Here is a 12,483-nt window from a genome sequence, read left to right as displayed (position 1 = left end):
GACAACGACGTCCAGCCCCCACAAGGAGTCCTCCCGTGGCCATCTCGGTCTTCGACCTGTTCTCGATCGGCATCGGTCCGTCGAGCTCCCACACGGTGGGCCCGATGCGCGCGGCCCGGATGTTCGCCCGCCGCCTGAAGAACGAGGGCCTGCTGGCCCACACGGCGAAGGTGCGGGCGGAGCTGTACGGCTCCCTCGGCGCCACCGGCCACGGGCACGGCACCCCCAAGGCCGTCCTGCTCGGCCTGGAGGGGAACTCGCCCCGCACGGTCGACGTGGAGCACGCGGACGAGGAGTTCGAGCGGATCAAGGCGAGCGGCCGGATCAACCTGCTCGGCGCCCACGAGATCCCCTTCGACTTCGACGCCGACCTGATCCTGCACCGGCGCAAGGCGCTCCCGTACCACGCCAACGGCATGACGGTCTTCGCGTACGACGCGGAGGGCGGGCTCGTCCTGGAGAAGACGTACTACTCGGTCGGCGGCGGCTTCGTCGTCGACGAGGACGCAGTGGCCGGCGAGAACCCGATCGTCCCGGACGACACCGTCCTGAAGTACCCCTTCCGCACCGGCGACGAGCTGCTCCGCCTCGCGAAGGAGACCGGCCTGTCGATCTCCGCGATGATGCTGGAGAACGAGAAGGCCTGGCGCACCGAGGACGAGATCCGCGCGGGCCTCCTGGAGATCTGGCGGGTCATGCAGTCCTGCGTCTCGCGCGGCATGTCCCGCGAGGGCATCCTGCCCGGCGGCCTGAAGGTGCGCCGCCGCGCCGCGAACTCCGCCCGCAAGCTGCGCTCCGAGGGGAACCCGGAGGCGCACGCCATGGAGTGGATCACCCTGTACGCGATGGCGGTGAACGAGGAGAACGCGGCCGGCGGCCGGGTGGTCACCGCCCCGACGAACGGCGCGGCCGGCATCATCCCCGCCGTCCTGCACTACTACATGAACTTCGTGCCCGGCGCGGACGAGGACGGCGTGGTCCGCTTCCTCCTCGCGGCCGGCGCGGTCGGCATGCTCTTCAAGGAGAACGCCTCGATCTCCGGCGCCGAGGTCGGCTGCCAGGGCGAGGTCGGCTCGGCCTGCTCGATGGCGGCCGGCGCCCTCGCCGAGGTCCTGGGCGGCTCCCCCGAGCAGGTGGAGAACGCCGCCGAGATCGGCATGGAGCACAACCTGGGCCTGACCTGCGACCCGGTCGGCGGCCTGGTCCAGATCCCCTGCATCGAGCGCAACGGCATGGCGGCGGTCAAGGCCGTCACGGCCGCGAAGATGTCGATGCGCGGCGACGGCAGCCACCTGGTCTCCCTCGACAAGGTCATCAAGACCATGAAGGAGACGGGCGCCGACATGAGCGTCAAGTACAAGGAGACGGCGCGGGGCGGGCTCGCGGTGAACATCATCGAGTGCTGAGCCCGCGGGCCCCGGCCGGCGCGTTCCCTTCCGTGTGCCCCCGGCACCTTCCGGGAAAAGGGGAGCAACGTCCCGTGTTTCTTTCTTGCCGCCCCTCGTCATACGCCGGAGGAATTGCGGGAGAACAGAGGAAAAGGCCCCTCCCTTCCATGCGTCGCCTTTTCCGTGGAACTCGGGCCGCGGCCTGCCACGGCGCCGTCCGGTCGGATTGCCCGAGAATAGACAACCCGGTCGGATCATCGCTGTAGCATCCGCGCCATGACTACGGAGTCCACCGACGCCGATTGCCTGGCGCTCACGCGCAATCTGCGCCGTCGCGGCGCGATCGTCCTCGCCGTCTTCGCCCTCGTGTGGGCCTTCGCGGGCGGTTCGGGGATAGTGGCCGTACCCGTGTCCGTGGCGGTCGGCGTCGTCGCGGCCGCCGTGACGGCCGGTGCGGTGGTGCTGGCCTTCCGGGGCACCGCGGGTCCCGTGACCCGCCTGGTGCGGCTGCCGGAGAAGTGGAACCGGAGGTCGGCCTGGTCAACGCGGCCGAGCTGGTGGCGATCTTCGCGGTGATCGCCGCGTCGAACGCCTCGGGACACCCGGAGTTCATCCCCGTCGGGATCTGCCTGGTCGTGGGGCTGCACTTCTTCCCGCTCGCCCGCCTCTTCGACCAGGGCCAGTACACGTGGACCGCGGTCTTCCTGACGGCGGTCGCGCTGGTGGGGCTCGCCGTGCTCGCGGCCGGCACCACGGCGGAGACGATCCGTACGGTGGTGGGCCTGGGCGCGGCGGTCGTGCTGTGGGCCTCGTCCTTCCACGTCGCCCTGCGCGGCTGACCCGCGCCCCCGGTTCGGGCCGGGCGGTCGCACCCTTCGGGCGTTCCGCCTCCGCCACCCGGTCAGCAGGCCGAGCAGGTGGAGGACGACGAGGTGCCGATCGAGTCGCTGGAGGCACCCCTCTCCGGGAGGGCCACGCCCTGGGCGACCTCGGGGGTCTCCGGCTCGTCGACGCCGAAGTCCTCAAAGGCCTCATTCGCGTCGCCGTTCTCGACGCCGTCGACGCTCGTGCGCTTTTCTTTCCGAATTCTTCGCGGCAACCGTTCGGCCGCATCACCGACAACGCCGATCCGCTGTCGGCCGCACCGGCCTTTCCGGACGACGCCCGACGTTTGTCAACTCCGGAACGACGGGCGATCGTCGCCGGGCCCCGGGCGGGCGGCAACGCGGTGTTGCGCGGCCCGCCCGGGTGGGCGCGGGTCAGGCCTTGTCGAGGTGCGACCAGAACTCGTCCCACGACAGCCGGCCGTCGCCGTTGGCGTCGCGCTGCTTGATGAGCGCCTCGGCGACCGTCTCGGTGACGTTGAAGTCGCCCAGCTGCGCCATCACGCTCTTGTACTCCGCGGCGGTGATGAAGCCGTCCCCGTCCACGTCGTACCGGTTGAATGCCGTGCGTGCCGACTCGATGTCCGCCACTGTTTCCGCCCCTTCGTGGTGCTTCTCTGACGGGGGTCAGATTAGCCGCCCCGGCTCCGCCGCAGTCGGCGAGGAGGGTCTCCCCGGGGACGACGGCCGTGACCGTCGGCGGCGATTGCCCCGATACGGGACGTTCGACGGACTCCACCGGGCGTCCAGCATGCGGACGGGCCCGGGAAACAATCGATGAACCGCATAGCCATTCACTGTTTACAAGGTGAGTGCCACATGTCACCAACGATTCACAGGTAAAGTGTCAGCTTTTGCCCGATTTTGCCCCGCTAGGGACTTTTGGTGATGGGCCACTTGTCTGACATAGTCGATGACACGACCCCCATTGACCCGGGCCAGGTCGACACAGCGGCCGTGGATACACCCCCCCGTCCACGGCGCATCACACGGAAGCCCCCAGACGCCCCACCCCGGCGCACGGGGGCTTCCGTGCGTGCGGGGCCGGGCGGTCGCGGAAGGCTCAGGGGCGGTCCGCGACCCGCATCTCGAACCAGGTCGTCTTGCCGCGCGGCGCCAGGTCCACGCCCCACCGGTCCGCCAGCTTGTCGACCAGGAAGATCCCCCGGCCGCTCGTGTCCAGCTCGTGCACCGGCATCAGGCAGGGCAGTCCGCGCGAGGGGTCGCGCACCTCGACCCGGATCCAGCCCCGGCGCCGCTGCAACCGCAGCGCGAAGGACCGGGCGCCGGTGTGCCGGACCGCGTTCCCCACCAGCTCCGAGACCAGCAGGACCGCGTGCTCGGCGAGCTGCGGCCCCAGCGCCCACTGGCGCATCACGACGTGCTGCGTGAGCCTGCGGGCCACCCACGCGGACTCGGGACGGGACGGCAGCCGGACGTCACCCTCCGCCGGATTCCCGTACAACTCCACTGCTTCGGCGGCCTGTTCGTCGTCCGCGGCCAGTGACCACCGCGCTGCGGCGGCGCTCGCGCGCTGCCGTGGTTGTTCCCTACCCTCCAGGCCCGCCATGCCCCCCATCATGGCCGCACGGAGCGGCCCGCGGGGGCCGTTCCGCGGGAAACGGCCCCCTACGGGCCCGGGGAAGGCCCCTTACGGGTCCGGCGCAGGCGCCTTACGGACACCTGGCCGACACCCGACGGTTTCCTTTCGGTCAGCTCAGCCGAATTTCGCCTTCCCCGGGCCCTCCTCGACGAAGCTGCGCATCCCGCGCTCGCGGTCCTCGGTGGCGAACAGGCCGGCGAACCAGGTGCGCTCGATGGCCAGACCGGTGTCGATGTCGGTCTCCAGGCCCTGGTCGATCGCCTCCTTCGCGGCCCGCAGCGCGACGGCCGGCCCCTGCGCCAGCTTCGCGGCCCACGCGTGCGCCTGCTCGTACACCTCGGCGGCCGGGACGACCCGGTCGACCAGGCCGAGGGAGAGGGCCTCGTCCGCCTTCACCATCCGGCCGGTGAAGATGAGATCCTTGGCCCTGGAGGGGCCGACGAGGCGGGAGAGGCGCTGGGTGCCGCCCGCGCCCGGGATCAGGCCGAGCAGGATCTCGGGCTGGCCGAGCTTGGCGTTGTCGGCGGCGATCCGGTAGTCGGCGCAGAGCGCCAGCTCGCAGCCGCCGCCGAGCGCGTAGCCGGTGATCGCGGCGACGACCGGCTTGGGGACGCGGGCGACGGCGGTGAAGGCGTCCTGAAGGGCGCGCGAGCGCTTGACCATGGCCACGTGGTCCATGACCTGCATCTCCTTGATGTCCGCGCCGGCCGCGAACACCTTCTCGCCGCCGTACAGGACCACGGCCCGCACGTCGTCGCGGTCGGTCACCTCCTGGGCCAGCTCGCGCAGCCGGTCCTGGGTGGCGACGTCCAGGGCGTTCATCGGGGGGCGGTCGAGGCGGATCGTGCCGACGCCTTCGGCGACTTCGAGGTTCACAGTCATGGGAGAAGGTTAGAGGTCGTTAACGCGGTGGGACCCGGTGCTGTTGCTCACAGCACCGGGTCCCACCGAAAAGCGTCGGAGCGCCTAGGCGATCCACTCCGACCACGGCATGTTCCAGCCGTTGAGGCCGTTCTCCGGCTTGATCTGCTTGTCCTTGGAGTTCTTCACGACGACCACGTCACCGATGATCGAGCTGTCGTAGAACCAGGCGGCCGGGGTCGAGCTGTCCCCCGCGCCCCGGGTGTCCGCGAGGCCGACGCAGCCGTGGCTGACGTTCTGCGAGCCGAAGGTGCTCTTGGGGGCCCAGTAGTTGCCGTGCACGAAGGTCCCCGAGGTGGACAGGCGCATCGCGTGCGGCACGTCCTTGATGTCGTACTCGCCGCCGAAGCCGACGGTGGCGCCGTTCATCCGGGTCACCTTGTACTTCTCGCTGATGACCATCTGACCGTTGTACGTGGTCGTGGACGGCGCGCCGGCGGTGATCGGCAGCGTCTTGACGATCTTCCCGTCGCGCTCGACCTTCATGGTCTTGGCGCCGGCGTCGACCGTGGAGACCTGGCGGCGCCCGATGGTGAAGGTGACGGTCTTCTTCTGCTTGCCGTAGACGCCGGGGCGGCCCTCGACGCCGTCCAGGTTCAGGTGCACCGTCACCTTGGTGCCGGCGGCCCAGTACTGCTCGGGGCGGAAGTCGAGGCGGTCGTTGCCGAACCAGTGGCCCTCGATCGGGACGGACGGCACGGCCGTCACCTTGATGGCCTTCTCGACGGCCTCGGGGTCGGTGATGCCCCGGGTGAAGTTGATGGAGACCGGCATGCCGACGCCGACGGTCGAGCCGTCCTCCGGCGTGTAGTGGCCGATGAAGGTGTTCTTCGGGACCAGGGTCGTGAAGGTGGTGTCCTTCGCCGACTCGCGCCCCTCGGCGTCCTTCGCGACGGCGTGCACCTTGTACTGGGTGCCCGCGGACAGGTGGGCGGTCGGCTGCCAGCTGGTGCCGTCCGCCGCGATCTTCCCCTCGACCTCGGTGCCCTTGGAGTCGGCGACCGTGACCGTGGTCAGCTTGCCCTGCTGGGCGGTCACCTTGAGGGCGCCGCTGGTGGCGACCGAGTCGGCGCCGTCCTTCGGAAGGATCGTCACGACGGCCTGGGAGGCCGCGTTCTCCTGCTTGCCCGCGCCCTGGGCCTGCGGGCCCTTCGCGCCGTCGGCGGAGCCCCCGCCGCCCCCGCCGCAGGCGGTGAGCACCAAGAGCAGTGCCCCCGTCGCCAGGGCCTGGAACCGGACGCCCCCGCGTCGCCGGCCCCTCCCCGTGGTCCCCGTCGGTGCCCCCGGTATCAGCTGCCCGTTCACTGTGGTCGTCTCCCCTCGCACGGCCCGGCAACGCCACGGCCCCACCCCCGTGCGCATCCGCTCGCGCACACGGCGCTAGATAATCACACCGCAGGACACGAAAGATCCTCGCGCATGTCACCGTTCCGTCCCGATCGACGTGCTGGTGACGCATCGGACGACACGCTCCCCGTCCGTCACCGCCCACGGCCGCGACCAGGGGCGTCACGGCCCCGCCGGAGGGCGCGTCACTCCGTCGGCGTGCCGATCCGCAGCCGGTTGCCGTCGGGGTCGCGCAGCTCGACCTCGCGCGCCCACGGGGCGTCCTCGACCCGTACGCCGAACTCGGAGGCGACGGGGTCGACGTCCCGGACGCGGAGGTGGACCAGCGTGCCGGGGCGGGCGTCGCCGGTGTGCTCGGACAGGAACAGCCGCACCCCGCCCCGGGCGACCTCGACGAACGCCGGGAAGCCCGGCTCGAAGCGGTGCTCCCACTGCCGGACGAAGCCCAGCCGCCCGTACCAGGCGACCACCGCCGCGGCGTCCTCGACGCGCAGCACGGGAACGGCCTCCTCTGCCGTGAACTCGGCGGGGCCCGTGGGTGCCGTGGGTTCCGTGGATTCCATGGCGGTCATCGTCGCAGACCGCTCAGGGCGGCGGAGCGGCTCAGCGGAGGGCCGACCCCGCCTTCCAGCTCTTCCAGTCCGTGTTCCAGCCGCCGAGCCCGTTGTCGGGAGCGACCTTCCGGTCGCGGGAGTTGACCACCTCCACCACGTCCCCGATCAGGGTCCGGTCGAAGAACCAGCCCGCAGGCGACCGCTCGCTGCCGCCCTTCTCGTCCCGGAGCCCCACGCAGCCGTGGCTGACGTTGGTGGTGCCGAAGGTCTCGGGCGGGGCCCAGTAGTTGCCGTGCAGGAAGGTCCCGGACTCGGTGAGCCGCATCGCGTGCGGCACGTCCTTGATGTCGTACTCGCCGCCGAAGCCGACCGTGGCCCCGTTCATCCGGGTCACGTCGTACAGCTCGGTGACGACCATCTTCCCGTTGTACGTGGTGGTCTTCGGCGCCCCGGCGGTGATCGGCAGGGTGGCCAGGACCTCGCCGTCCCTGCGCACCTCCATGGTGTGCGCGGCGGCGTCCACGAGGGAGACCTGGGAGCGGCCGACGGTGAAGCCGACCTTCTTGCGCTGGATGCCGTACACGCCGGGCGCCCCCTCGACGTCCCGCAGGTCGAGGTCGACGGTGACCCGGGTGCCGGGGGCCCAGTACCGCTCCGGGCGGAAGTCGAGCCGCTCCTTGCCGAACCAGTGCCCGGCGACCTCGACCGGCGGGTCGGAGGTGATCCGGACGGCCCGCTCGACCGCGGCCCGGTTCTCGACGGGCCGGCTGAAGGTGAAGGAGACGATCATGCCGGTGCCGACCGTGGAGCGGTTCTCCGGCTTGAAGTAGCCGATGAAGCGGGACTCGGGCACCACGGTGGTGAAGGTGGTGTGGCGGGCCGAGCGGCGCCCGTGCGCGTCGAGGGCGACGGCGTCCACGCTGTACTTGGCGGCCAGGGCGAGCCGGTCACGGTCCGACGGCCGCCAGCGCAGCCCGTCGGCGGAGATCTCCCCGGCGACCTCGGTCCGCAGGCCGTCCTCCACCCGGGCGACGGTCACCCGTTCGAGTCGTCCGCTGTCCACCCTCACCTCGACCGGCCCGTCGGCCGGGACCGCGCGGCTGCCGTCCTCCGGGACGACCCGGATGACGTCGCCGGGGGCCCGCCCCTTGCCCGGCAGGGAGAGGCCGAGGCCCCCGCCGCCGTCCGTTCCGGTGCAGCCCGCGAGGCCCGCCAGCAGTCCCGCCACCGCGAGGGCGCGCCCCGCCCGCTTCCATACAGATGTCACGCCGGGACCAACGACGGCCACCCTCCAGGGGAAACGTGCGCGCGGGCCATGTTGGGAGCACGGCCGTGCGGGCAGAACAGGAGGAGAACCTCGCGCGGGGAGCGGTGGCCGGGACGCCGCCGCTCCCCGCGCGCGGGCCCGACGGAGCCGCGGGAGGCCGGACGGTGGCGAGCGCAGCCGAGCAGGAGGCGGTACAGCAGCGTGCCCTGGAGCGGGCGGGGCCGCCCGTGTGGCCGGGGGCCCCGACGCCCCTGGGCGCCCGCTGCCGGGTCGGACCCGGCGGGGTCGCGGGCACCAACTTCGCCCTGTGGGCGGGCGGCGCGGAGGCCGTCGAGCTGTGCCTGTTCGACGGGGACGGGACGGAGACGCGGCTGCCGCTGACCGAGCTGACCCACGAGATCTGGCACGGCTTCGTGCCCGGGATCGGCCCGGGGCAGCGGTACGGCTACCGGGTGCACGGCCGCTGGGACCCGTGGACGGGCGCCCGGTGGAACCCGGCGAAGCTGCTCCTCGACCCGTACGCGCGGGCCGTCGACGGCGAGTTCTCCCTGCCGCCCGAGGTGTACGGGCACGTGCGGGACTGGCCGCAGCAGCACGTGGCCGACACCGTCCGCGACGAGCGGGACTCCGCCCCGCACGTCCCGAAGGGGGTCGTCGTCCAGGACGACGACGACTGGTCCGACGACCGCAGGCCCAAGACGCCCTGGCAGGACTCGGTCATCTACGAGGTGCACGTCAAGGGCTTCACCCAGCTGCACCCGGGCATCCCCGAGCACCTGCGCGGCACGTACGCGGGCCTCGCGCACCCGGCCGCGATCGACCACCTCGTACGGCTCGGGGTGACGGCGGTGGAGCTGCTGCCGGTGCACCAGTTCGCGCACGAGGACCACCTGCTGCGGCGGGGCCTGCGCAACTACTGGGGGTACAACTCCGTCGGCTACTTCGCGCCGCACGCCGGCTACTCCTCCTCGGGGACGGCCGGGCAGCAGGTCGGCGAGTTCAAGAAGATGGTGCGGGCGCTGCACGCGGCCGGGATCGAGGTCATCCTCGACGTGGTCTACAACCACACGGCGGAGGCGGGCGAGCTGGGCCCGACCCTCTCCCTGAAGGGCATCGACAACCGGGGCTACTACCGGCTCCAGTCCGACGCCCGCCGGTACGCCGACTACACGGGCTGCGGCAACACCCTGCACGTGGTGCAGCCGCAGGTGCTGCGGCTGATCACCGACAGCCTGCGCTACTGGGTGACGGAGATGGGGGTGGACGGCTTCCGCTTCGACCTGGCGGCGGCCCTCGCCCGCTCCTTCCACGACGTGGACATGCTCTCCCCCTTCCTGGCGGTCATCGCCCAGGACCCGGTCCTGCGCCGGGTGAAGCTGATCGCGGAGCCCTGGGACGTGGGCAACGGCGGCTACCAGGTCGGGGCGTTCCCGCCGCTGTGGACCGAGTGGAACGACCGCTACCGGGACGCGGTGCGGGACTTCTGGCGGGGGGCGCTGCCGGACGTGCGGGACCTCGGCTACCGGCTCTCCGGCTCCAGCGACCTGTACGCCTGGGGCGGGCGCCGGCCGTACGCCTCGGTCAACTTCGTCACCGCCCACGACGGCTTCACGCTGCGGGACCTCGTCACGTACGAGCGGAAGCACAACGAGGCCAACGGCGAGGGGAACCGGGACGGCACCCACGACAACCGGTCCTGGAACTGCGGCGCGGAGGGCGAGACCGACGACCCGGAGATCCGGGCGCTGCGGCTGCGCCAGCAGCGGAACCTGCTCACCACCCTGCTCCTGTCGACCGGGGTGCCGATGCTGGTCTCCGGCGACGAGATGGGCCGCACCCAGGGCGGCAACAACAACGCGTACTGCCAGGACAACGAGATCGGCTGGCTCGACTGGTCGCTGCCGGAGGACCCCGGCCGGGCCCAGCTCCTCGCCCTGTCCCGGCGGCTCCTCGCGCTGCGCCACCGGCATCCGGTGCTGCGGCGCCGGGCCTTCTTCTCCGGCCGGCCGCAGCGGGCGGACGGGCTGCGGGACCTGGCCTGGTTCACGGCCGAGGGCACGGAGATGACGGAGGGCGACTGGTACGCGCGGGCGGGGACGCTCGGCCTCTACCTGTCGGGCCGGGACATCCCGGGCCGGGACGCGCGGGGCGAGCGGATCACCGACGACAGCTTCCTCGCCGTCCTGCACTCCGACCACCGGCCGCTGGACTTCCGGCTGCCGGGGCCGCCGTGGGCGGAGACGTACGAACTGGTCGTGGACACCGCCCGCGAGGACCAGTCCGAGCCGCCGGGCACGGTCCACCGGGGCGGGGAGGCGCTGGCGGTGGGGGCCCGGTCGGTGGTGCTGCTGCGGGTGTCGAGATAGGGGTCCGGGGGGTCCCGCCGCTTCAGGAGCGGCCCAGGATCCCCCGGTCGTACCCGGCGGCGACGGCGGCCGCCCGGTCCTTCACGCCCAGCTTGCCGTAGATGTGGGTGAGGTGGGTCTTGACGGTGGCCTCGCTGATGAACAGCTCGGCGGCGATGGCCCGGTTGGCGGTGCCCCGGGCGACGAGGGCGAGGATCTCGGCCTCGCGCGCGGAGAGGGTGGTGTCGGCGGGCGGGGCGGCGGGGGCGCGGACGGCGGTGACGAGCCGGGAGGCGACGGCCGGGGAGAGGACGGTACGGCCCTCGGCGGCGGCCCGCACGGCCGCGAACAGCTCCTCGCGCGGGGCGTCCTTGAGGAGGTAGCCGGTGGCGCCGGCCTCGATCGCCGGGAGGGTGTCGGTGTCCGTGTCGTACGTGGTGAGGACGAGGACCCGGGAGCGGGCGCCGTGCCGGGCGAGCGCGGCGATGGCGTCGACACCGCCGCCGCCCGGCATCCGCAGGTCCATGAGGACCACGTCGGGGTCGAGTTCCAGGGCGAGTTCGACGCCCCGGACGCCGTCGGGGGCCTCGCCGAGGACGCGGAAGCCGGAGCCCTCGGCGGCGAACATGCCGCGCAGGCCGTCCCGTACGACGGGGTGGTCGTCGACGATCAGCAGGGTGATGTCGGTCATGGTGTGGCCAACGGTACGCGGGCGGAGACCGCCGTGCCCTCGCCGGGGGCGGTCTCGACGGTGACGGTGCCGGTGAGGCGCTCGGCGCGGGCCCGCATGCCGTCGAGCCCGAACCCGCCGCCGTCGCCGTCCCGTTCGGGCCGGGCGAGCGGGTCGAAGCCGCGTCCGTCGTCCCGTACGTCCAGGGTGATCTCGTCGCCCATGTAGGAGAGGGTGACGCCGGCCCGGGCGGCCCCGGAGTGGCGGGCGGTGTTGGACAGGGCCTCCTGGGCGATCCGCAGCAGGGTGGCGGCGACCTCGTCGTGCAGCGGGGCCTCGGTGCCGGTGACGGTGAACCGGGTGTCGACGCCGGTGCGTTCGGCCCACTCCTCGACGGTCTTGCGCAGGGCGTCGGGGAGGGCGTCGTGCTCCAGGGCGACGGGGCTCAGGTTCCGCACGGAGCGGCGGGCCTCGCCGAGGCTGTGCCGGGCGAGGTCGGCGGCGCGCCGCAGATGGGGCTCGGCGCGGTCCCGGTCGGGGGCGGCGGAGGCGGCCTGGAGCTGGGTGACGACCCCGGTGAGGCCCTGGGCGATGGTGTCGTGGATCTCGGCGGCGAGCCGCCGCCGCTCGTCGGCGACCCCGGCCTCCCGGGCCTGGAGGAGGAGTTGGGCCTGGAGGGCGGCGTTCTCGGCGAGGGCCTGTTCGAGGCGCCGGTTGGCGCGGCCGAGCTCCGCGATGGTGGCGGCCCGCTCGGTGGCCTTCTCGGCGTCCTTGACGGCGAGGTGGGAGAAGCCGACGACGAGGCAGGCGTTCAGGGCGAACAGCCCGCCGAAGACGAGCCACTGCACCGGGGAGGCGGGCGGCAGTCCGCCGGACTGGGAACCGGCCATGGTGACGGCGACGACGAGGAGTCCGGGGTGGGAGAGCCGGCGGGGCAGCAGGTGGACGGCGTCGAAGTAGCCGACGCAGGCGTAGACCGCGAAGAAGGGGTTGAGCCAGGTCAGGGCGAAGGCGAGGGCGGTACGGAGGACGAAGTGCGCGGTGGAGGCGGGCCCGGGCGCCCCGGGCACGAGCACGGGCGGGGGCTCCTCCGGCACGGAACGGCCCCCGGACGCTCCCCGTAGGGCCCCCGGCTCATCCCGTAGGAGCTCCATCTCGTCCCGTACGGGTGCGGGCTCATCCCGTACGGGCGCGAACTCACCCCGTACGGGCTCCGCCCCTTCCCGTACGGGTGCGGTCCCTCCCCGTACGGGCGCGGCCCCGGCGCCGGGCGGTCCGGTCGTCCACCCGTGGGCCGCGACGAACCGGGCGCAGCGGCGGTCCCACAGCACGTGGAGGAGGAGGGCCGCGACCACCAGGACACCGGCGACCAGCGCCTCCGCGCGGTCCATCAGCGTCCCCACCGACGCCCCGGCGATCGCGGTGGCGATGCCGAGCAGCGCGTACGGCCCCCAGCGGAAGAACTGGCGCCAGCGTTCCTCGACGGTGGTCGGCACCACCCCCA

The 12,483-nt window shown here is 72.6% G+C and carries 13 protein-coding genes; 4 read left to right on the top strand and 9 right to left on the bottom strand.

The window, feature by feature from the left end:
* Nucleotides 1-35 precede the first annotated feature (35 nt).
* The 3 genes from CP977_RS24125 to CP977_RS34910 all read left to right on the top strand — a co-directional run bounded on the left by CP977_RS24125 (nt 36) and on the right by CP977_RS34910 (nt 2,227).
* Nucleotides 36-1,406, top strand: coding sequence for an L-serine ammonia-lyase (locus tag CP977_RS24125; protein WP_062752118.1), 1,371 nt, complete (start codon nt 36-38; stop codon nt 1,404-1,406).
* 258 nt (nt 1,407-1,664) lie between these two features.
* Nucleotides 1,665-1,964: a hypothetical protein gene (locus tag CP977_RS34915; protein WP_229991375.1), complete on the top strand. Its 300-nt coding sequence runs from the start codon at nt 1,665-1,667 to the stop codon at nt 1,962-1,964.
* Entirely contained in the window at nt 1,907-2,227 is a 321-nt protein-coding gene (locus CP977_RS34910; RefSeq protein ID WP_229991376.1) for a DUF7010 family protein, read from the top strand. The genes CP977_RS34915 and CP977_RS34910 overlap by 58 nt, the downstream gene beginning before the upstream one ends.
* Nucleotides 2,228-2,289: 62 nt before the next feature.
* On the opposite strand, the gene CP977_RS24115 is transcribed toward CP977_RS34910, so the two are convergent.
* The 7 genes from CP977_RS24115 to CP977_RS24085 all read right to left on the bottom strand — a co-directional run bounded on the left by CP977_RS24115 (nt 2,290) and on the right by CP977_RS24085 (nt 7,964).
* Nucleotides 2,290-2,487 (bottom strand): thiazolylpeptide-type bacteriocin, encoded by a 198-nt coding sequence (locus CP977_RS24115; RefSeq protein ID WP_208420651.1) that lies wholly within the window; start codon nt 2,485-2,487, stop codon nt 2,290-2,292.
* Between the two features lie 160 nt (nt 2,488-2,647).
* Nucleotides 2,648-2,863: an EF-hand domain-containing protein gene (locus tag CP977_RS24110; protein WP_062752119.1), complete on the bottom strand. Its 216-nt coding sequence runs from the start codon at nt 2,861-2,863 to the stop codon at nt 2,648-2,650.
* A 472-nt stretch (nt 2,864-3,335) separates the two neighbouring features.
* Complete coding sequence (locus CP977_RS24105) at nt 3,336-3,842, bottom strand: ATP-binding protein (RefSeq protein ID WP_062756851.1); 507 nt, start codon at nt 3,840-3,842, stop codon at nt 3,336-3,338.
* Nucleotides 3,843-3,989: 147 nt separating this feature from the next.
* Nucleotides 3,990-4,757, bottom strand: coding sequence for an enoyl-CoA hydratase/isomerase family protein (locus CP977_RS24100; RefSeq protein ID WP_062752120.1), 768 nt, complete (start codon nt 4,755-4,757; stop codon nt 3,990-3,992).
* Between the two features lie 84 nt (nt 4,758-4,841).
* Nucleotides 4,842-6,101, bottom strand: a complete 1,260-nt coding sequence (locus tag CP977_RS24095) for a L,D-transpeptidase (protein ID WP_152370795.1) — start codon at nt 6,099-6,101, stop codon at nt 4,842-4,844.
* Nucleotides 6,102-6,328: 227 nt separating this feature from the next.
* Entirely contained in the window at nt 6,329-6,706 is a 378-nt protein-coding gene (locus tag CP977_RS24090; RefSeq protein ID WP_152370794.1) for a glyoxalase superfamily protein, read from the bottom strand.
* Nucleotides 6,707-6,746: 40 nt separating this feature from the next.
* Nucleotides 6,747-7,964, bottom strand: coding sequence for a L,D-transpeptidase (locus tag CP977_RS24085; protein ID WP_229991377.1), 1,218 nt, complete (start codon nt 7,962-7,964; stop codon nt 6,747-6,749).
* 164 nt (nt 7,965-8,128) lie between these two features.
* Between CP977_RS24085 and glgX the strand changes: the two genes are divergently transcribed.
* Nucleotides 8,129-10,330 carry a glycogen debranching protein GlgX gene (gene glgX, locus CP977_RS24080; protein WP_062756852.1) on the top strand — a complete coding sequence of 734 codons (2,202 nt, stop codon included), beginning with the start codon at nt 8,129-8,131 and terminating at the stop codon, nt 10,328-10,330.
* A 22-nt stretch (nt 10,331-10,352) separates the two neighbouring features.
* On the opposite strand, the gene CP977_RS24075 is transcribed toward glgX, so the two are convergent.
* A complete protein-coding gene (locus CP977_RS24075; protein WP_152370793.1) occupies nt 10,353-11,000 on the bottom strand; it encodes a response regulator in 648 nt (215 codons plus the stop codon).
* Complete coding sequence (locus CP977_RS24070; RefSeq protein WP_244412652.1) at nt 10,997-12,475, bottom strand: sensor histidine kinase; 1,479 nt, start codon at nt 12,473-12,475, stop codon at nt 10,997-10,999. The genes CP977_RS24075 and CP977_RS24070 overlap by 4 nt, the downstream gene beginning before the upstream one ends.
* Nucleotides 12,476-12,483 lie beyond the last annotated feature (8 nt).

Origin of the sequence: Streptomyces cinereoruber, assembly GCF_009299385.1 — a bacterium.
GTDB classification, from domain to species: domain Bacteria; phylum Actinomycetota; class Actinomycetes; order Streptomycetales; family Streptomycetaceae; genus Streptomyces; species Streptomyces bikiniensis.
The sequence above is the reverse complement of the archived record's forward strand: the minus strand, read 5'-3'. Positions and strand labels throughout refer to the sequence as shown.

Bases quoted from the DNA above. Each gene is read 5' to 3' on its own strand.
- CP977_RS24090 (WP_152370794.1), bottom strand. From the start codon at position 6,706: ATGGAATCCACGGAACCCACGGCACCCACGGGCCCCGCCGAGTTCACG.
- CP977_RS24105 (WP_062756851.1), bottom strand. From the start codon at position 3,842: ATGGCGGGCCTGGAGGGTAGGGAACAACCACGGCAGCGCGCGAGCGCC.
- CP977_RS34915 (WP_229991375.1), top strand. From the start codon at position 1,665: ATGACTACGGAGTCCACCGACGCCGATTGCCTGGCGCTCACGCGCAAT.
- CP977_RS24100 (WP_062752120.1), bottom strand. From the start codon at position 4,757: ATGACTGTGAACCTCGAAGTCGCCGAAGGCGTCGGCACGATCCGCCTC.
- CP977_RS24075 (WP_152370793.1), bottom strand. From the start codon at position 11,000: ATGACCGACATCACCCTGCTGATCGTCGACGACCACCCCGTCGTACGG.